Here is a 20,420-nt window from a genome sequence, read left to right as displayed (position 1 = left end):
TTAGAAAATAGCAGGCATGTTGACCGGAAGCGGTGTGGCGCCTGTTGCTGCGGTGTAAAGTGCCACATCGTTATGATGGAAGATGTCCAGCGCCGGCTGTTGCAGGTAATGCTGGGTGATCGCCGCCTGAGTGCCTGCTGCTGCCTTACCTGCCGGTGGAGCCGGGGTATCCTGAGCAATGCGCATATCCAGAATGTAGGAGGTTTTGTTGTTCAGCACATGATCAATACCTCTTTCAATGGCAGCTTTCACATCACCGGGTGTTTTTACCTGTTCGCCCGCATCTACACCAAATCCTTTTGCCAGGTTTACGTAGTCGATATAGGGGCGTTCCAGCCGCAGATAGCTGGGGTCCATCGTGGAAGGATGCCAGCCATATCCCGGAGCAGATCCGTAGGCGGCTACTACCTGTTGTAAACCCAATTGCAACGTATGGTATTCCTGGTTGTTGGTGATGATATAAAGAATGGGTAGCTGTTCATGTGTGGCCGTCCACCATACCTGTGGATAGAAAAGGGCGGAGCCATCACCCACCGCATTGATCACCAGTTGCGTGGTGATGCCTTGTGCTGCTTTAGCCTCTAGCTTTATGCCCAGCGATGCCGGCATAGACCAGCCCAGCGATCCACCGGCTACACAATAATAGCTCACTGGTTTGGCGCCGGTGGTGCCTAACGGCAGGAAGTATTGCAGCGGGGCGCCATCAGAAACGGCTTCGTGTACATACACATATTTATCGGTGAGTCGGCGTTGTTCGATGGCATCTTTCAATGCTTTCGCAATGACCACTGTCCATATTTTCTCCTGTTGCATGGCCTCTTGCAGGTAGGCATCCCATTTTGCTGCGCGGGTCGCCGAGAGGACTTGCAGTGTTTCATTTCTTTTGTCGGCTCCTTGTGGGGGCTTTGCTTTTATGTAGCTGTTGAGAATGGGGAGTGTTGCTTTTACGTCTCCGAAAATGGCAGCTTCGCCATAATAGTTTTTGGCGATATCCCAGGTGTTGTTGGTGAGATATATTTGTTTGAGGCTATCGGGAAACAGGGGGCCATCTGCGTATTTGAATACGGCTAGTTGGGCCTGTGCGCCAAAGCCGACGAGGAAGGCCACATCATGATTCTGGAAGACACCTTGTATGGCAGCCTGACTGCCGGGTAATTCTCCCTGCCAGTGATAATCGTTGTTAGGGAAGTTAGCTACGCTGCTGAAGGTTTGTAACACCACCGGCGCTCCGATGAGTGCTGCCAGTTCCTGCAATTCACTCCATGCATCGGCATAGCCCACCGCATCTCCTGCCACGATCACGGGATTTTGAGCTGCCGCAAGGAGGTCTGCTGCCTGCCGGATAGTAGTGTCATCGCCGGTGAAGTGCGGGGAGATACGGGTAACGCCTTTTACTTTGTCGTTATCGCCGATGGCTACCATGGTAAAGTCCCACGGAATAGAAACAAACACGGGGCCATTAGGGGGTGCCATGGCTTCTTTAAATGCACGTTGTAATACCAGTGGAATTTCAGAAGGGGTACGTACTTCGTGGGCCCATTTGGTATACTGTTTAGCCAGGTCCACCAGGTTGGACGCCAGCAATGGTTCCTGGGTGATCAACTCATTTTGCTGCTGACAGCAAAGGATGACCAGGGGCATTTCTGAGCGCCATGCATTGAACAGATTGCCGATGCAGTGGGCAATACCGGGGGTGACGTGTACAACCAGTACACCGGGCTTACCCGTCATGCGGGCGGACCCCATGGCCGCACCGATTGCAATATTTTCATGTAAACATTCAATGTACCTTACACCGTTAGCTTCGTAGCTGGTGCCATCAATAATAGGAATTTCGTTTGTGCCGGGTACGCCAAAAATGTAGTGAATACCGAGGTCTTTGAGAATGTCGAACACGTAATCCCGCGTCCAACGCGTAGGGCTGGATGATAACTTTGTCATAAAAGGGAAATGATTAGGGTGAGTGTTAATTACATAGTGATTAGTAACTTGTTATTTTGAGTTATTACGACTGTTATTTTGAGATTTAATTACTGTAAGGATAGTCTATTCAATTCAATGCCAGGGTTAGGAGTCCGATGCATACCGGTTTGCTAATATAGGGATCATTTCAGTAATGAACCAAAATTTTTTTAGAGGTAGTGGAAGTGACTGTAACATCCGGCATCTGTGAAACGTTGAACAGAAAAATGAGAACCTATGAGATTTATGTACTGTATTTTTGCTGTAGCGTTATTAACCCAGGCCTGTAAGAAAGATAAAAACAACGATAAGGTAAAAGCCTGTGGCATAGAAGATCCTGTTGCCAATATTCCCTGGCTGAAACATGCGATAGATAGTTTCATGACCATCAAGCAAGGGGGAGATGTGCGGGTGCTCACCTATAACGGTCAGGACTATATTAATGTGCAGCAGATCGGGTTGTCTTGCTGGGCTTGTGGTCTTCATACCTGTGATGGCCGTCGCTTAACTTTTCCTGGTGACAGTGCCCTGATTGTACAGGTTTCCAATGTTGGTTATGAAAATTCAAAGCTGATTGTAAGTTTTGGTTACTGATCTCTTCTTAGTGCCTCTGGCAGGGATTATCCATTTGATTCCTGCCAGGCAATTTCCATTTGAGTATCCACTTTTTTCGCCCCTTCCAGGGATAACAGCGCCGCCTTTGCATGGAGACCACCAGCAAAGCCGGTGAGCGCTCCCGATGTGGCAATTACCCGGTGACAGGGAAGGATAATAGAAATAGGATTTCTGCCGTTGGCAGCGCCTACTGCACGTACCGCTTTGGGATTTCCCAGTTGATTTGCTATCTGCAGATAGCTGCGGGTTTCGCCATAAGGTATGGCAGACAGTGCCGTCCATACTTCTTTTTGGAAGGAAGTGCCTATTGGGTCGAGTTCCAGAGAAAAATCATGACGTCTTCCTTCAAAATATTCTTTTAACTGTCGTTCTGTTTCCAGTAATACAGGATGAGTATCATTTTTAATATCAGCTGTTGCATGCACCCTGCCGGGACGGTCGTTTTCCCAGAGTATAGCGGCGAGACCCCTGTCGCTGCCAATCAGCGTCAATTGTCCTACCGGAGAGTCCATGTATTTGTAAGCGTATGCTGTTGCCATGAGTCATATGAATTAATGGCAAGTTATAACACTTTTCGCTTTCGCGGTGCAGGCAGTATTTTAAATACCTTCCTGCAAAAGCACCTGCTATTCTCAGCTACCTCTGCTAATAATGCCCGGTAATGCTTTCGCAGGAAGGGTCATTGATTAATAAATGGAAGCAAACACAGTACCGGTAATATTAACACTGGAGAAGGTAGCACTTCCTGTAGAAGTAGTAACGGACTGTGAGCCGAAAGTAAAGGTATGCGAACCGGGTGCAGACGTATACATGTTCACCGTATAATTTCCGGCCGTCAACGGGCCATAGGAAGAACCACTATTAGGATTCAGATAGGCGCTGACGTTAGTAGGCCCATACAGGTAGATAGCGCCCGTATAGGAGGTGCCGTTATTCACGTTCAGACCAATACTGAAAAAGGAAGAAATGCTCTTTTCCGCGTGCAGGATCTGTAAAGGCAACAAAGCGATAGAACAAACGATCAGAAGACAAAATAGTTTTTTCATAACAGAAGTTTGTGTGATTTGAGGTAGCTGCCAACGGCAGAGGGTTACAGAATTCATAACAATATAATGCGGTGAACTTATAAATGCAAGCATATTCTTGTGTAACAAATTTTAATCATTTACTATTGCATTATCCGGAGGGATTTACCTAAATTAATGTCTTATTTAAAAAACTATGATGCGTCACCTGTTCAGACTATGCCTGCTACTTTTTATTGGCTTGCCCGCAATGGCACAGAAGTCAGCAAACGAATTACATTATACCAGCAGCCAGCGGCAGTTAATTACTGTGTATAAGGGTACTATTTTCGTGAATGGCAATAAAGCTTTTATATTTCATGAAGACATTATCAACTATCCCAGCAAGCGTAACAAGCTGGTAGAAAATGGATCTTCTGTTTTTCTCTTCCTGGAGGTAAACGGCGCTCCGAAAAAGAACAGGATGTATGTATTCAAAATAGACCATTCCCTGGCAGATTCTGTTGTGAATGCCATCAGTTCAGATGTGAAAGATTATGACCGGGACGGTAACCTGGAGTTTGGAGGAAGCGATTTGACCCAAACCTATCCTGCTGCGGACTCTATGTATTATGTTCCTTCCAGGTTTTATGAAATAAAGAAGGGGAAAATTACTTTTGATACGGAGCTGACAGAAACTACCGACAAAAAAGTAAATGGTATTTATCTCGATGAACCATCCGATAGCAAAGGAAATCCGAAAGTGATCCCCAAATCAAAGAAACGTTATTAGGTATTATTTCTCCCGAAAAAATATTTTATAGATAGAGGCTTTGAGTAACGTTACTCAAAGCCTTTTTTGTAAATTCAGTATTATGAAAGGAAAAGAGTTGTTACCCTTTTTAGGGTATAGTGTGGATCACCCTGACTTCATGGCCTTTCTGCAGGCGCATGATGTGGATGTACAGCAGCTGCCGGATCCACAGCTGCCGCAGAAGAAAGTAAGTAAATATTTGAACCCCCGCTTTAAGCAGGGGATAGGTTTTACATTTGACCGGGATCATCCGGAAGAAGCAGCTGCGTTAAATAAGGCAGACCCGGAAGGGCGTAGCATTTTTTCTCCTGAAGATTACCGGATTAAAAACCGCGTTGGAAATGGTCCGCTTTATTTAACCCGGATAGCATTTTTTAAGCCTGAATTACCGGATACGGGCGTTGTTCAACTGCCTTTCGGTTTGCAGCTACTGGATAACTATAACACAGTAGCCAAAAGATTAGTAGCCAAAAATTTACATGGTCCGGAGAATAGTCGCTATTATGAGGAAGACGAGAGCGACTTTTATTATGAACGTTATCATATTTATGTATATTTCGAAAGAGGAGATCCGGAGGAGAAATTGCAGCAGCTGGCTGTGATGCTGAAGTAGGGGRACAACCTCCAAATAACAGGAATGAGATGGAGGATCGCTAAGGGTATCTCTGTATAACGGTTTTATTTATCTGTAACCATTCATCTTTCTATATGAAGCAACAAGAATATCTCGGATCAATAACAAAATACTTTTCGCGTTTTAGGGAGCAAATCAATCTTCAAAATAAAAATGGAGAGTTCAGCATTAACATTCATTCAGAAAATGTGCTTATCAAAATTTTGGATATCATTTTCAATTTGAATTTTGAAAATTTGAATTATGTTGAGGGGAAAAATTATAACAGCATTGATTTAGGTGACAAGAACGGTAAAATGGCTATTCAGGTTACCGCAACATCCGGCATCGAGAAAATTAAGGATACTTTAAAGGCTTATGTTGGAAACGGGCATTATAAAAAATATAAAGAACTAAAAATTTTAATCCTTACCACCAGACAGGAGAAATATAGTCAGGAAGCGATCAATAAAGTGACAGGCCCTAATTACCAATTTAATGAGGGAAGGGATATAATAGATTTCACTTCTTTATACGTATTGCTAAATAAGCAAAATGATCTCTGTAAAATTCTTGCAGTTAAAGAATTGTTGGAGTCGCAATTTAGTGATACAATAGTTAAATTTGAAGAACCGGCAATTAATTCATTTAAACAGTTGTGTGAGGCCATTTTACCTTCTTTGAAGGAGAATGAAAGTATATTTAAGCGATTTGGGCCTAATTCTGGGGCTGATGTAACAGAACCATTACGCTGGGATCTGACTTTGTGGTATAAAGCAAGAAGAGAGCGAATTTTACCTAATAACACAAATGTTTCAGATTTAATTACTGCTCATCAGTCTTTAGTTCCTAAAGAATATATAGGTGTATTTGAAGATTTTCTGGCACACTCGTACGCATTTGAAAAGCATTGTGAAGATGCAAATTTCGATTACAGCCGGTATCTGTTTCCAAAAGAAATTATGAAGATTGTAAATGAGAAAGGTAAAAAATGATATCCTCGAAGATGTTAGAATATGGCTGTTCTCCGTTTTTTCGAAATACGTCTTTGTTAAAGAGGTGTTTCTTGTGGGATCCATTTTGAGTCCAGAAATTAAAGACATCAATGACGTGGACATTATTCAAAATATAGATTTTAAAAATAAGGAAGAAATTGAAAATTATAGTATCTTAATTGTTCAAATAAAGCATGATTTCTTGAAAGAATTTCTAATTCCCTTGCATATAACCACATTCACCCAGAATGAATTAGCGGGATTTAAGATGTTCATGAGTAGGAATACATATTTAAAGATTATTTAGAATGGGAAAAAATCTTCATTATAGTATTATGCCGTTTATTCTCGAAAAAATGAAAGGGCATCAGAATGTCGAATATGTTAAGGATATTTCAACTAGCGAATATTATATCTATCGGTTAATTCGTACGAATGATTTACGTGATGTTGTTGTAGTGATTGACGATTCTTATCATTACGGCGAATTTGATTATCTTTCGAGACCGCCCCAATTAAATGAGGGTGGATTTATTCTTATTGCAAAACCGGAGTCTTCCTTTCGTACTGAAGATGTTGAATATCACAAAGAAGATAAAATAATTGTTGGGAAAATTGGAACTTTACTGGGCGCTTTAAGAATCGATGAATATTGGACTTATGAAAGACCTGTCGAAGTAAAGAAAAAATAGAGGCGATTTCAGCTGGATAGCGTTAAAGGTAGGGATTCCGCGTATGTCTATAAACTCACTTTTGTATTACTGGAGACCCATTAAGCATCAATTTAACGAATCTTGCCCTTAACTGAATATATGTAGTATGCTGTTCTCCCTTTACCATTTTCATGAAATCCAGTTTTCCCCCAATGACGGCTGCTAAATCAGGAGTTCCTTTTTTTATATGTCCTTTGTCGGCATCGTATAGCGATGAAAAATAGATGCTTGCTTTATCAAATCCATATCTTTCCCAGTAATATAGCCACATGCGTAATTGCTTGACATAGCTTTTGGAGACATTCACTTTTTCGTTAACCACTAATCCGGTCACTTCCTGTCGAAATCCTTTTTTCTGTAGGCGGGTTTTACTTTTGTTAATGATGAAACCCTGAGAAGTGATAATCCTATTTAATTCATTGGTAAACTCACGCCCGGGAGCGAAAACGTTTTTAAATCCACTAAAGGTAATGTCATCTGCATATCTTGTATATTGTAATTTAAACTCCTTAGAAAGAGTAGCCAGCAGTTGGTCAAGCCTGCCACAAATAATATTACTCATAGCAGGTGATGTCGGAGCTCCCTGTGGTAATACACTATCATAGACCTTTTGCCATTCATTGACACTCCAAATCACCCTTCTTTCAACTTCCATTCTATGACAGCATAAGCCAGCAATTATATTGGCCAATTCACGTCGTCCAGTATTCATATTTAAGAAAAAAGGTGCATCTTTTAATCGCCTGAAGATTCTTTCTTGATCAATGCTCGAAAAAAAATCTTTTAAATCAATATTATATACGTAGTAGCTGCCAACATGTAAGCGGGCATTGTCGACAATAGATTTCCCTGCAACAAATCCTGTAGCTGATGGATGTAGTTCAATAACACTTTGGAGGATCACATTAAGACATTCCTGTAATATTTTTAATTTTGGTGTAGGGGCATGTATGGTACGCTGCCCCCGAGACTTTTTCTTAATATTAAAAGAGTAGTATCTTGTATGAAAGAAATGGGATTTGCTATAATAATTAATGTGGTGTGGTAAAAATGGGAAAGTAAGATCTCCGTAAATACTTTTTTTTACATCATTGAGCAACGCCAGCAAATCAGCTTTATCTTTCATTTTCATGAAAGTGTCTTTAATGTAACTGGTATATTCTAATGGTAACTTCATGATATAAGCAATAGCGCTTCAAATGCAAGTCCTTGTTTTCTTTAGATTTTTTACTAGGTTTACTATTTTTCTTTTTTTACTGAATGGTATTTACTAGCCGGGTCTTAACATAATACCGGTCAGAGTATAACATTTTATTGATTGACATTATTGTCAACCTCCAGCCGATTTTCGTAATTTTATTACGACAGCTGGCAAATTCAAAATCATTGGACAAGCATTTGAAGAACTATTTTTTTGACTTAAAAATTATGTGTATAAATATAATGTTTATCTATATTTTAGCGTAAAGTTTTTTTTCGAACAGTAATAAATAAAAAGGGCCACGGACAAAGCTTTTCATCTCCCACCTATCTTTCTATAATATGATTACTTCCGGAAATGATATTTTCGGGGACAATATGATTCGTAAATTCCGTTTTTTCGGAATATGTAAATGAAGGATGATTGACTTTGAACAGGTTGTCATGTAGGAATTTTCTCCTGTAGGTTTTGTTGTTTCAATGGAAAATTCCATAAAAAGCATAATCAGGTTTGTAATGAATAGCCTTCAGTATTGATTTGCTTATATTCGAAACTGTTTTTATTAGTTGAATGGAATCCATATTAAAAAACCGCAAAAGCTTTCCGCCAGATTATTGAATTGTACATAAAATTTGACATCAGTTTTGTTGCCCTTTATCGCCCAAATGTCATGGAACAAGCTAACATCGCATTGCAACAGATGAGAAAGGGCAAAGGTAATTGTCATACAGGTAAAGCAGGAAAGAATAATTTAGAAAGTTAACAAGTAATCCTATATCCATGCAACCGGAATGGCCAGCCGCAGCGATATGATCAGCAAAAAAAAAGTCAGCATTTTGCGTAATGCCCGCAAGCTGCCAGACACGCGTTTCTCCAGTGTGCTTACTGATACATTCAGCAATTGGGCTGCTTCGCGGTAAGATTTTTCTTCTTCTTTGATGAGGTGAAAGGCGGCTCTTTTTTCTGGTGTAAGACGCTGCATGCCTTGTTGCAACAACTGTTGTGTTTCTTTGAACTGGTACTGTTGTTCCGGGTTCATTTCTCCGGGCCTGTTGTCCGCATCTGGAGGAAGCTCCATCACGGCAATGGCTGTACGTATTTTTTTCCGGTGATATACTTTCACCATATTATAAGCAATACCGAACACATAATTAACCGGGTCCTGTAGTCCTTCCCATTTCTTCCACAATTCCAGATAACATTCCTGTATCAGGTCTTCCACCTGATATTCATCCTGGATTTGCTTCCGGAAAATCCGGTATAGTCCGTCCCGGGTAGTTTCAAATACTTGTAAGAATGCTGCTTCTTCGTTCCTGGACATAGATAGGGCAGTTGCGGCAACAAAACTATAGCATTCCCTTCCACATCTGGATGCTGTTAACAATAAGTTCACATTGAACATTGGCGGAAAACGATTCATAACGACAGTTTATTGGAAAGCACCGGGTAATTACATCCGGTTGATAGTAAATAGACAATCAATAGATGAAGCCGCCTATATCGATCTGGAAAAAATATCAGGATGCCACCGCCTCCCGGGAGGAGCTGGAAGCGCTCGACACCTGGTTGCAACAAGCCAACAGCGATGAATTAGCTGCCCTGTTCCAGGCGGATACTGCAGATGCTGCGGGCGAAGAAGGCATTCCAACGGAAATGGCTATACGCTTACAGGCGCGGTTGCAGAAGATGCTACCATCAGGCAAGCGGATATATTCGTTGCGTAACTATGCCGTTCGCTGGGCCGCCGCTTCGGTGCTGATTGCAGGTATCTCCAGCTTGTTACTGTATCTGCCCAGGCATCGGAGGGCCGGATCAGAAATGGGGCAGATCCCGGCAGTATGGGACAGTATCGCCAATACATCGGCCGGTGTAAAGGTGCTTACCTTGCCGGATCAGACCAGGATATGGCTCAACAAACAGGCGGTACTCTATATCCGGAAGGATTATAGCAGCAGCCGGGAAGTACGTTTGCAAGGCGAAGGTTATTTTGATGTTGCCCGTGATGAAGCGCATCCTTTCAGGGTGACTACCGGTAACGTACAAACGCTGGTGCTGGGTACTGCTTTCAATATTGATAATACACCCGGACAGCGTGCGGTATATATCAGCCTGGTGAAAGGCAGCGTAAAGGTGCAGCATCAGTCCGCCCGGCGGGCATCAACCGACACTGCGACTGTGATCCTGCAACCGGGGGAAATGCTGACAGCCGACCACCAGGGCGGCCATATTCCGGTCAGCAAAATAGGGGTAGCAGATGTAGGTGCCTGGATGAAAGGCAACCTGGTATTTAACCAGCTGCCGCTGTCGGAAGCACTGCCTAAACTGGCAGCCTACTATGGCATCCGGATACAGGCTGCTCCTGCACTGCTGCAAAATAAAACAGTAACAGCTTTGTACCGACAGGACGAAACCTGGCAGCAGGTATTACATCACCTGTTATTTATTTACCAGTTATCTTATAAAATAGGACCAGATAAGGAGATCATTATCCACTCCTGAGTTACCATCAGCTTCTTGTAGCTAAAGATTCAARCAACACATACATGATGAACGTATTCTCCGGATGGAGGCGCCACCGCCCCATCTGCCAGCATCTGTTGCTGCTGCTATTGCTATGCCTGTCAACAACCAGGCTTTCTGCCCAGGTGGCCAGACTTGCAGGTAATGTAACCCTGCAGTCCGACAGGATCACCGTAGCGGATATAATTGCCAGTCTGCAAAAACAAACCAGCTATGTTTTTTCTTATGATAAAAACAGGTTGTCGGCCATTACCGTACAAGACATTCACTGGAAACAGATTCCTTTGGGAAAAGCCCTGACTGCACTACAGGAAAAAGCAGGGCTGGAATATACCCTGTTAAATAATAATATAGGCGTTACTGTTAGGTCGCACAGCCAACAGACTAAGCCCGCAGGTAATGGCGGCGCAAAAGGCCGTATCGTTGATTTTGAAAGTGCACAACCATTGCCCGGAGCCACCGTGAGTATTCCTGAAGCAGGGCAAACCGTGATATCAGATGAAAAGGGATTCTATCAGTTCAAAAAAGTGCCCGCAGGCATTTATTCTTTAATAATCACGTATACCGGTTATCAGAAGAAAACGATACCAGGTATACATCTGCAGGAAGACCGGGAAACTGTTACCGATATTAAAATGCAGGCAGGAAAAAACCTGGATGAAGTGGTGATACAATCCGGCCCCCGCAAAGTAAAATCCGTTACGCATTCTACAGAAAGAGAACTGCTGACGGAGTTACGGGGAGCAACCGGCGTAGTGTCCGGTATCTCCAACGAAATGATCAACCGTACATCCGACCGCAATGCCGCGGAAATAGTGAAGCGGATATCAGGTGTAACGGTGGTGGATAATCGTTTTATTGTAGTACGCGGCATGAATGAACGCTATAACCTTACCTACCTGAACGATAACCTGGCACCTTCTACAGAAATGTACAGCAAGGCATTTGCATACGACCTGTTACCAAGCAGCATTATAGACAAGATACTGGTGTACAAATCGCCACGTCCTGATCTGAACGGTGAATTTGCCGGTGCAGCCGTGAAAGTATATACGAAAAATGCGGTGCCGGTAAAGCACATCGATATCGGTATACAGCTGGCCCATCGCCCGGGTTCTACCATGACAGACGTCAACAGCTACAAAGGCGGTAAGCTGGATTGGCTGGGCTTTGATGATGGCACCCGTAAGCTGCCTGGTTTTTCGCCAGCCTATTTCCAATCGGATAAAAGCGCGGGGAATATTTCGCAGGCAGAGATGCTGAAGTCATTTACATCCACGCTGACTACACAAAAAATGACCAGCACACCGGATATACAGTTGTTCTTCAACTATTATAATGGCTTTCACCTCGGGAAGGCGTGGCTGTATAACCTGAGCTCCATTACCTACACAAAAGAAACCACCAGTTTTGACGTATACCGGCAGACGGGTAATACCGATGCTTTCGGAACCAGCAAGGAAGACCAGAACATAGGTGGCAATAACCAGCGGGTGCATTCCGCACAAAGTATGGAAACCGGGAAGATTAATCTGCTGGAGAACCTGACGCTAAAACTAAGTCCCCATCATACCCTGCAATTTAAAAATTTCTTTGTGAATGATGGCCGTAGATCGAGCAGTATCAATGATCTGCAGGCGAATGTAACGCCCCGCGCAGATACTGCCTTATTTTCCGCCAACAGGCAAAAAAACATCCTGCTCTCTTTTCAGCAACGCATATTGTATTCCGGTAACCTGGGTGGCATTCATGACTGGGGCAGGCGTTATCAGCAACGACTGGACTGGAACCTGGGATACACCTACAACCAGCAGAATGTACCCGATCAGCGCATCAGCCGTTTTCAGACTTCAGCCGGCCATCTGCCCTTTGATGCCCCCGGACTGAGTTATACAACGAATGGCTCCAACAGTGCGGAAAAAGAAGCTTTCCTGGGCATGATCTCCCGACTTTATGTAAAAAATAATGAGCATTTATTTAATGGTGCCGTTGATTATACTTTTCATGCATCCAATCAATGGCTGTTGAGGGCAGGGACCTTTCAGTCGTTCAAGCAGCGTAATGTAAGCCGCCGCTTTTTGCGCGTGAACAGGGCAGGACTGGCGCCCGGAGAGGTAAGTATACCCTCTAATGAAGGAGCTTCCGGCGGATGGCCCCAGGGATATGGTGTAAGCAATCCGGCGCTGATCAATTTTCATTTGCAGGATCTGAGCAATGTATGGAGTACCACCTACTTCCCGGAAAATAAGAGTGGATTACAGTTATATGATGCCACCAGCCCGGTAGATAAATATGTGGCCAGTGAGCAGTATAACGCTTTCTATGGAATGACGGAATGGAAAACACCGGATGAAAAACTGACGCTGAATGGTGGTGTGCGAGTAGAATATGACCGGCAGCAACTATCTGGCGCTACGGCTTCCGATAATGGAGCGATCAACCTGGTATACATAGATCATCCTAAAACATCCGTCTTACCTTCTGTGAATTTCAGCTACCGTCCAACCAGTAGTTATGTAATCCGCACAGGGTGGGGGCGCACGGTAAACCGGCCCGAGTTCCGCGAACTTACGCCGTATAATGATTTTGATTTTGTAAATAATGAACTGATCAAGGGAGATGAACATGTGGTGACCGCTACAATAGATAACTATGATCTGCGACTGGAATATTATCCACGTAATGGAGAACAACAGGAAACCTTTAGTCTGGGGGTATTCTACAAAAAACTGCAGGATCCGATAGAGCGTATACGATCAGAGAAGAGTGGATATGCAGATGGACTGGGCTTTACCAGCATCAGTTTTGCAAACGCGAAAGATGCTACGGTGTACGGATTGGAAGCAGAAATAAAGAAAAGCCTGTCTTTCCTCGGTGGCTCCTTTTCCAAACGACTGAGCATTGTATTGAATGGTACCCTGGTGAAGAGCAGTACACAGCGCATCATTACCAATCACTATAATCCTGTAGTAGGCAGGGATACACTCGTTGTATCCGGAAGACCTTTACAGGGGCAGGCGCCTTACGTATTCAACATGGGGCTTTTCTATGAACACCCGGCTACAGGCACCAAGATCGGCCTTACCTATAATGTAAATGGCCCGGTGATCTATGCCAAATCATCCGCTTCCAAAGACGTCTTGTATACCAAACAGGATACGCTCGACTTTACCGGCACACGCCCGGATCTGTTACAGCTGCCCATGCATCTGCTGGATCTGTCCATTACCCAGCGTATTATCAAATCACTGAAAGTGAAATTCAGCATACAAAATCTGTTGGATAGAGAATACCGCATTGTGGAAGACTATGGTTACGATCAGCATTACAACAAAGAATATCCGGTGCAGAACAACACCGGGGAAACCTACTACAAGGGAGACAATGTCTATAACCGGTATAAGCCCGGTCGATATTTCCTATTGGCATTAACGTATGCTTTTTAAAGGCGCTTAAAAAAATGAGTCCAATGAATTTCATTTATACAAGTATAAGAATGGCTGTGATAGCAGTCCTGTTATTACTTTCTGCCTGTCGTCATCAGGATGATCTACAGCCCGTGGATGCACAGATCGGATTTTACAATGCTTCGGAATATGTGCGGCTGCAACTGCGTAATAATTACAAACCCAGCTATGTGTTCATAGACACAAAAGACACGATAGGTTCGGTGACCAGCTCCCAGTTTGCCACGGGGAATTATATCAACCAGTTTCCTAATCAGTCTTACTATGTAAATCATCCGCAGCCGTGGCTTAGTTATATTCGTATTATGCCCGGCACGCATCAGTTGTTGCTCATGGATACCAGCGTGCATCGTGTACTCGTAAAAGATACAGTGGTTTCTTCGCACGGAGTTCCCATGACAGTATATTTTGCGGATAATCTGGGAGAATTCCGTACCTGGAAGCTGTCTGATGAAGTGAATGTGCAAAGTGATGCCATACATCTGCGCGTACTGGACCTGAGCCCGGATGCGGGAAAGATAAACCTTACTATCAACGGACACCCGCCTGCAGGCTTCCCAGCTTCTTTTCAATACGGAGATGTGACCGGTTTTATTCCTATGCCTGTCAACGGTCCGGATACCTTGCGTATCCGGTTTTATCATCCGGAAACACCTGGTGAGCCTATACTTAGTACTACACTGCTGACTACACCCGGAGGTGCTTATAACATTGTGGTGAAAGGGTATGAGAACGCCCAGGGATTTGTAGATCCGGCAAGTGGCAGTTATCTCAGCTTTGACGCAAGTCTCAAAGTGGCATTGACGCAGGTCAGGTAAAACCGTTTCAATCATCAACTTTTAAATTAACATCATGCTATTCATACACAATTTTCTCTGCCGGACCGGCCTTTTATTATTGCTGGTGGCATTGCTTTTTTCCTGTAAAAAAACAGAAGAATATGCGAAGGAGGTGAATGATTATCCTTACCTGATTACAGGCGAAATTCAGCTAGAGAGCATCGGTAAGGGCTTGTACAAGGGCTTACAACGTTCCTATCTGGTAGGAGATACACTGACGTTGGTTGGAAAATTTTTTGTGGACAAACCAGGTACACAGATCCGGGTGGGTAGCCAAACGATACAACCACTGGAAAAATACCTGCTGCCACACGGTATTAACAGTTATACAAAACAGACAGAATACCTGGATGTATTGCGTTTCGTTATTACTAAAGAAATGGGATTAGGCGCTCATATTCCGTTAAGCATTATTGCGAATGGTCAAACGCTGCAGGCGCCGGACATCTCCATCCGGCAGTTCTCCGGTAGTATGCATCGTACCGATACTACTTTATATGTAGAGCAGCTGGTCAACTGGAAACCCAATAACGCTGATTTTTATCGTAACAATGGTTTGCCGATGATCAATAATTACAGTGTTACCGCTGATGGTGCCATTTATTTCGGCAACCAGACGGAGATAGATGTTTGCAGAGACGGAAAGATCATCAACCTGATAAATGCAGGAGATAAGTTCCAGGAAAATGGCCTCATCTTCACGATAAAAATGATAGCAGGCAATGTGGTAGCGTATGATGGGAGCACACTTACGTTTTCCGCAGAAGTAACGGAGGATGTCCCCGAAGCGGCCACTTCTTACATTTTCAGATTGTGCAAAATGGACCTCGCCACCAGAAAAGTCACTACCCTTAATCGTACCCTGGTAACCAAAGGGCCCGTTACGGTCAATGAAAATGGTGGCCCGTTTGAAGGAACTGTGGGTAATCTGAAGATCGTAGCTACCGTGTTGAAAACAGACGTTAATGGGGCCGTGTATTTTGTCAATAATTATTCAACTGCCGGAACGGACCATGTCAATGAATTTTTTTGGTATAAAAATGGTCTGGGGCCATCGTCCTATCTTGTAGGTCAACCTTCGGTATATTCTAATCTCTGCCGGGTAGACGCCGGAGGCATCGTAAGATCTCTTTTCAAACAGGAAGATCTGTGGATGGGGCCTTCGCCGTACAATATCCCGGGATTTTCGGTGCAGATGACTTTTGATTACGTGATCAGCCCGGATGGAAAGTTGGCTTTCTGTAATAATCAGATAAACCTGAGCATGCAGTATAGCTTTGCGTCTTATGACCTGGAGCACGATGAAATCCAGGCGATTACCGGGTTTACCTCACCGCCGTATCATTTCTTTTCCTACGACACCTCGGCTGTAACCGGTATTCATGAACCAGAGCTTTTTCCCTATTTCGGTTTGGCCAATGTCAACTATTTAAGCAATTTCCTGTATACACCTGATGGAGACCTGCTGATCCTCAATGGAAGCTCTATTGCTGCCGTTAATCTGGCAAACAAGACTTTATATTGTTACGCAGGAACGGAGATGGGGCTACTCGCCAGCGTGCCTTCACAGGATAAAATTACCGGCCCTGCTAAAGATGTATATTTTAGCGAGCCCGGAACACGGATGATCGGGCAGGATAAACAAGGGACCCTTTTTTATACCGGGCCGCTGGATGATTATGCCAAGGGGGTTAACTTTTACCGGTTGTATTCCCGGAAGTAATTATTGCTTTATATCTTCTTCTGCTATTTTGATATAATGAATTTAAAGGCCGTCTCCTGCAAATGAGACGACCTTTAAATTTCAATGTGCTACACATAAATCTGCCCTTCCATCACAATGGTAGAAGATCCACTCACCCAGATACCATCTTCTACTACCTGAACGCGGATGGTAGAAGGATGTTCTACATATTCCCCCTGCAGGATCATGAAATTCTGATCTTTGGGGATATGGCCCAGCATGGCAAGATATCCTGCCAATGGCCCGGCAGCAGTACCGGTAGCAGGGTCTTCATCAATGCCCATTCCGGGATTGAAAAATCTTGCCTGTGCCAGGTATTGTGTATCGGAAGTGTTAGTGGTAAATAAGTAGCAGCCCTCAAAGCCAAATTTTTCTGAGATTTCTTTTAATAAGGATTTATGCGAAATGGCTTTTTGAAGAGACACGGCATCTTTTACAGGAACCATTAAATGAGGTACTTCTGTTTGTACCACGTTAATGGGCCAACTATTTAAAGAAAGATCATCCATGTTTAAACCAACTGCGGCGGAAATGACATCAATGGGAACGGTGCGGATGATTGCTGCAGGGCTTTGTTTCATGGCCACATAAGGCAATCCGTTTTCTTCCGTAATGCGTAATGGGATCTTTGTATCTTTTATCAATACCCAGGGCTGTTCCTCCTGGCCTTTGAAAATATCCCATTTTTTTAATAGCGCAAGGCAAACCGCGCCCAGCAGGTTATGGCCGGCACCCGCTACTTCAAATCTGGCGGGCGTAAATGACCGCACTTTGAAAGCATTTTGTTCTGTTGAATAATGCACGAAAGAAGTTTCCGAGTAGCCGAATTCACGGGAAATATCATGGTATTGTTCGATAGTAAGCTCGTTTTCGATATGCACTACGGAGAGCTGATTGCCTTTATATCGCTGGTCGGTAAATACGTCTAATACGTAGTAATCCAATTTTTTCATTTGCTTTTTTGATTTACGGATTGGTAATTGCTCAAAATTAGAACCAAATAGTTTACTTTAGTTATTAGTTAACTAATGGTAACTAGTAACCTTTTGTTAACCGATCAATAAAAATGGAAGATCAACATAAACAGGAAGCTACCTGCGAACAGGAGTTAAATGCCATCCGCGACAGCCTGGAAGTATTGGGTGGAAAATGGAAATTGAGGATTATGCGCCATCTGAACATTCACATGGATGAAATCAATACGTTCAAAAAAATCGAGCGTGGTGTAGAGGGCATATCTGCCAAAATGTTGTCAAAGGAATTACAGGATCTGGAAATCAATCTGCTTGTTTCCCGTACGGTAATGGATACCAAACCAATTACTGTGCAGTATGCCATCACCGCTTATGGCCAGAGCGTTTTTCCGGTTACGGAAAGCTTGGTTAACTGGGGATTAAATCATCTTCAAAAGATAAAGCAAAAGGCATAAACTGCTGAAAGCGGGGGGCGTTTCTTTTTCACATCCCGTGGCCGAACAACTCACCATTCCGTACACTACAGCTTTTACCAGATTATGAATGCAGGAATATTTATCAGCAGCACATCGCTATTGGATGATAGCTTTTTTGAAAAATCGATCTTATTTATCACGGAGTATAATGACAAAGGAGCGATGGGGTTTGTGGTCAACAAGGAGTTTCCCCGTAAGTTTAACGAACTGGAAGAGTTCATGCACAGCATTCCGTTTCCAATATATGACGGAGGTCCGGTAGACCGGGAACACCTTTATTTTGTGCATCGGCGGCCCGAATTAATAACGGGAGGTGAGCTGGTAGCGGATAATATCTACCTGGGAGGCGACTTTGAGGCGGCGGTAATGCATATGAATAATAAAACCATCACCGAAAAAGATATGAGGTTATTCATCGGCTATTGTGGCTGGGACCTCCATGAACTCGAAGCAGAAATAGCGGAAGGCAGTTGGGAGATTTTGGAAAAAGGGCGCTATTTTGCAGGATTATTTAGTTAAACAAAATTGATAAATAGTATTAATATGTCTACAGGTGAAAATGGAAATGCTAACTTAAGTGGAGATCCATATGAAAATTTTCGTTCATTGTTACAGCAGTCAATTGTATTTCCCTCTGAATATACCTTTAAGTTCATTATTAAAGCAGACGAGGATAAGATGGCGGAGCTGATGGCGATGTTTGCAGACGTCCAGGCAAAAATTACTACCACGGAGTCATCCGGAGGAAAATATAGGTCATTTACTGTAGTGGTACCCGTTAAGGATGAGGAAGAAGTGATTTCGTACTATAAAGAGGTGTCCACGATCAATTCAGTCATTATGCTATAGGGGTGGGTTGTATATACGTCATATGTATATACATGAATTGTTATAATATTGACATATTTCAATGTGTTGCATCGTTGAATGGGCCCAATGCATTAATTTCGTGGACTTATATATACTACTTAATTGAAATTTATGAAGCAAACAGTTCCTGCTTTTATCCTGCTGCTTACACTGGCAGCATGTGGTGGTGCTTCGACCGATCAGGCGAAGACCGAAGACAAAAAAGAAGCAGCTGTGGCCGCGGGCACAGCATATGCAATTGACACTACAACTACAGCTGTTCAATGGCGCGCAACTCACAAAGGTGGATTTGCACCACGCTTTGGTACCATCAAAGTAGCAGATGGTAGCCTCAACGTTGAAAACGGCGCTGTTACCGGTGGTAGCTTTGACGTAAACCTGACTACATTGGCTGCGGACCCTGCTTCTGTTACTGAGCCTGATAAAAAGGCTTCTGATCTGGAAGGTCACCTGAAAAGTCCTGACTTCTTCGACGTGGCGAAGTATCCAACTGCTAAATTCGTTATCACAGGTGTAGCTGCTTATGACAGCACCAAGCAGAAAAGCCTGCTTGCCGGCGCTACCAATCTTATCAGCGGCAACCTGACCCTGAAAGACAGCACCCTGAACATCACTTTCCCTGCACAAATCACTGTTGGCGCAAACGACGTTACTGCAAATGCAAAATTTGTAATTGACAGATCAGCCTGGGGTATCAGCTACAAAACTGAAGGCAGCCCTGAAAACTGGATGATCAGCAAAGATGTTGAAATTGGTTTCAGCCTGAAAGCAGTAAAGAAATAAATGCTTTATGATCGCTTAAGGTCCTGATCTATCAGTATCGAAAAAAAGCAGCCTGGCAGATAATACTGCCAGGCTGCTTTTTTATTTGTCAATGTTGTTGCTATATCATAAATCATGGGCTTTGTTAAATTCCTCGCCGGCTTTATGAAGTAAATCATTTTTTTCACGAACCATTCCGTTCATCTTCAGCTTTTCTTCGTTCAGGTGTATTTGTTGGTCCTGTGCTTTTTTTATTTTCTCCCGGTTTGTATCATGGGCGGCTTCCTGCGCCGCAATTTCCTGGCGGTCGAACAGCTGCAAATCTCTGAGACTGCTATAAAAATTCAAGGCGGCTGTTTTGAGTTCAGGTCCCTGGCTGATTCCATCTGTCGACAAAGCAGTTATCTCCTTAATGATTTGATTAAATGCCTGTTCTTCTTTATCTATAGCGCGGTAGGCTCCTTTGAAATCGTTTTTTATCAGGCAGTTTAATTTCTCTACGCCCGGTCCTCCTTCGCTCACCAGGATATTGAGCGCCGTATGTTCTTTCTGATCAATAACGGCTTTAAATTCAATGGCCTTCTTCGGTTTACAGGAGCAGAGACTTGCCAGCAAAAAGATAACGATGACAATGGGTTGTTTCATTTCGATTTCTTTTTAACGATGATGGTCATCGGAGAAAATCCCCCGGGAAAGGCTAAAACTAAATATTTTTTCCTTCTTTGTAAACATCTTATTAAAGCCATTGGTAATTAGCCACCAGTTGCAATGAAGCTTCAAATCGTTTCAACTGGAAATTATGCAACAGCTGTTCCATGTGAGCGAAAGCATATTGCTGCCTGGCGTCATTG

20 protein-coding genes are annotated in these 20,420 nt (G+C 43.4%); 13 read left to right on the top strand and 7 right to left on the bottom strand.

The window, feature by feature from the left end:
- A complete protein-coding gene (locus tag AC1DP6_RS27085; RefSeq protein WP_477057655.1) occupies positions 1 to 1,941 on the bottom strand; it encodes a thiamine pyrophosphate-binding protein in 1,941 nt (646 codons plus the stop codon).
- Between the two features lie 258 nt (positions 1,942 to 2,199).
- Here AC1DP6_RS27085 and AC1DP6_RS27080 point away from each other — a divergent pair, with 258 nt between their 5' ends.
- The gene (locus tag AC1DP6_RS27080; RefSeq protein WP_477057654.1) at positions 2,200 to 2,556 is read left to right on the top strand and encodes a hypothetical protein; all 357 of its coding nucleotides are present in this window, start codon (positions 2,200 to 2,202) and stop codon (positions 2,554 to 2,556) included.
- 26 nt (positions 2,557 to 2,582) lie between these two features.
- Here AC1DP6_RS27080 and AC1DP6_RS27075 read toward each other — a convergent pair whose 3' ends face one another.
- Together AC1DP6_RS27075 and AC1DP6_RS27070 are read right to left on the bottom strand one after the other, a co-directional pair.
- Positions 2,583 to 3,116, bottom strand: coding sequence for a methylated-DNA--[protein]-cysteine S-methyltransferase (locus AC1DP6_RS27075; protein WP_477057653.1), 534 nt, complete (start codon positions 3,114 to 3,116; stop codon positions 2,583 to 2,585).
- Between the two features lie 147 nt (positions 3,117 to 3,263).
- Positions 3,264 to 3,623: a hypothetical protein gene (locus tag AC1DP6_RS27070; RefSeq protein WP_441575655.1), complete on the bottom strand. Its 360-nt coding sequence runs from the start codon at positions 3,621 to 3,623 to the stop codon at positions 3,264 to 3,266.
- A gap of 175 nt (positions 3,624 to 3,798) precedes the next feature.
- On the opposite strand from AC1DP6_RS27070, the gene AC1DP6_RS27065 reads away from it, so the two are divergent.
- The 4 genes from AC1DP6_RS27065 to AC1DP6_RS27050 all read left to right on the top strand — a co-directional run bounded on the left by AC1DP6_RS27065 (position 3,799) and on the right by AC1DP6_RS27050 (position 6,695).
- Complete coding sequence (locus AC1DP6_RS27065; protein WP_477057652.1) at positions 3,799 to 4,374, top strand: hypothetical protein; 576 nt, start codon at positions 3,799 to 3,801, stop codon at positions 4,372 to 4,374.
- 82 nt (positions 4,375 to 4,456) lie between these two features.
- A complete protein-coding gene (locus AC1DP6_RS27060) occupies positions 4,457 to 5,008 on the top strand; it encodes a hypothetical protein (RefSeq protein WP_477057651.1) in 552 nt (183 codons plus the stop codon).
- A 95-nt stretch (positions 5,009 to 5,103) separates the two neighbouring features.
- Positions 5,104 to 6,003 carry an SMEK domain-containing protein gene (locus tag AC1DP6_RS27055; RefSeq protein WP_477057650.1) on the top strand — a complete coding sequence of 300 codons (900 nt, stop codon included), beginning with the start codon at positions 5,104 to 5,106 and terminating at the stop codon, positions 6,001 to 6,003.
- A gap of 308 nt (positions 6,004 to 6,311) precedes the next feature.
- Positions 6,312 to 6,695 carry a hypothetical protein gene (locus AC1DP6_RS27050; RefSeq protein ID WP_477057649.1) on the top strand — a complete coding sequence of 128 codons (384 nt, stop codon included), beginning with the start codon at positions 6,312 to 6,314 and terminating at the stop codon, positions 6,693 to 6,695.
- A gap of 55 nt (positions 6,696 to 6,750) precedes the next feature.
- Here the strand turns inward: AC1DP6_RS27050 and AC1DP6_RS27045 are convergent, their stop codons facing one another.
- Both AC1DP6_RS27045 and AC1DP6_RS27040 read right to left on the bottom strand, forming a co-directional pair.
- Complete coding sequence (locus AC1DP6_RS27045) at positions 6,751 to 7,848, bottom strand: reverse transcriptase family protein (RefSeq protein ID WP_477057648.1); 1,098 nt, start codon at positions 7,846 to 7,848, stop codon at positions 6,751 to 6,753.
- 841 nt (positions 7,849 to 8,689) lie between these two features.
- A complete protein-coding gene (locus AC1DP6_RS27040) occupies positions 8,690 to 9,238 on the bottom strand; it encodes an RNA polymerase sigma factor (RefSeq protein WP_477057647.1) in 549 nt (182 codons plus the stop codon).
- A 164-nt stretch (positions 9,239 to 9,402) separates the two neighbouring features.
- Here AC1DP6_RS27040 and AC1DP6_RS27035 point away from each other — a divergent pair, with 164 nt between their 5' ends.
- The 4 genes from AC1DP6_RS27035 to AC1DP6_RS27020 are packed head-to-tail and all read left to right on the top strand — an operon-like array spanning position 9,403 to position 16,466.
- Positions 9,403 to 10,416 carry a FecR family protein gene (locus AC1DP6_RS27035; RefSeq protein WP_477057646.1) on the top strand — a complete coding sequence of 338 codons (1,014 nt, stop codon included), beginning with the start codon at positions 9,403 to 9,405 and terminating at the stop codon, positions 10,414 to 10,416.
- 44 nt (positions 10,417 to 10,460) lie between these two features.
- Positions 10,461 to 13,883 carry a TonB-dependent receptor gene (locus AC1DP6_RS27030; RefSeq protein ID WP_477057645.1) on the top strand — a complete coding sequence of 1,141 codons (3,423 nt, stop codon included), beginning with the start codon at positions 10,461 to 10,463 and terminating at the stop codon, positions 13,881 to 13,883.
- 23 nt (positions 13,884 to 13,906) lie between these two features.
- Complete coding sequence (locus AC1DP6_RS27025) at positions 13,907 to 14,722, top strand: hypothetical protein (RefSeq protein WP_477057644.1); 816 nt, start codon at positions 13,907 to 13,909, stop codon at positions 14,720 to 14,722.
- A 34-nt stretch (positions 14,723 to 14,756) separates the two neighbouring features.
- Positions 14,757 to 16,466, top strand: a complete 1,710-nt coding sequence (locus AC1DP6_RS27020; RefSeq protein WP_477057643.1) for a hypothetical protein — start codon at positions 14,757 to 14,759, stop codon at positions 16,464 to 16,466.
- Positions 16,467 to 16,555: 89 nt separating this feature from the next.
- Here AC1DP6_RS27020 and AC1DP6_RS27015 read toward each other — a convergent pair whose 3' ends face one another.
- On the bottom strand, positions 16,556 to 17,440 hold the full coding sequence (locus tag AC1DP6_RS27015) for a PhzF family phenazine biosynthesis protein (protein WP_477057642.1): 885 nt from the start codon (positions 17,438 to 17,440) through the stop codon (positions 16,556 to 16,558).
- 113 nt (positions 17,441 to 17,553) lie between these two features.
- On the opposite strand from AC1DP6_RS27015, the gene AC1DP6_RS27010 reads away from it, so the two are divergent.
- From AC1DP6_RS27010 to AC1DP6_RS26995, 4 genes are all read left to right on the top strand, one after another.
- Positions 17,554 to 17,916: a winged helix-turn-helix transcriptional regulator gene (locus AC1DP6_RS27010; RefSeq protein ID WP_477057641.1), complete on the top strand. Its 363-nt coding sequence runs from the start codon at positions 17,554 to 17,556 to the stop codon at positions 17,914 to 17,916.
- Positions 17,917 to 18,000: 84 nt separating this feature from the next.
- Positions 18,001 to 18,456 carry a YqgE/AlgH family protein gene (locus tag AC1DP6_RS27005; RefSeq protein ID WP_477057640.1) on the top strand — a complete coding sequence of 152 codons (456 nt, stop codon included), beginning with the start codon at positions 18,001 to 18,003 and terminating at the stop codon, positions 18,454 to 18,456.
- Between the two features lie 24 nt (positions 18,457 to 18,480).
- Positions 18,481 to 18,786, top strand: coding sequence for a DUF493 family protein (locus tag AC1DP6_RS27000; protein ID WP_477057639.1), 306 nt, complete (start codon positions 18,481 to 18,483; stop codon positions 18,784 to 18,786).
- 132 nt (positions 18,787 to 18,918) lie between these two features.
- Positions 18,919 to 19,590, top strand: a complete 672-nt coding sequence (locus AC1DP6_RS26995; protein WP_477057638.1) for a YceI family protein — start codon at positions 18,919 to 18,921, stop codon at positions 19,588 to 19,590.
- Positions 19,591 to 19,695: 105 nt separating this feature from the next.
- On the opposite strand, the gene AC1DP6_RS26990 is transcribed toward AC1DP6_RS26995, so the two are convergent.
- Complete coding sequence (locus AC1DP6_RS26990; protein WP_477057637.1) at positions 19,696 to 20,214, bottom strand: hypothetical protein; 519 nt, start codon at positions 20,212 to 20,214, stop codon at positions 19,696 to 19,698.
- Positions 20,215 to 20,420 lie beyond the last annotated feature (206 nt).

This window comes from Chitinophaga sp. 01L420 (assembly GCF_056399985.1).
The sequence above is the reverse complement of the archived record's forward strand: the minus strand, read 5'-3'. Positions and strand labels throughout refer to the sequence as shown.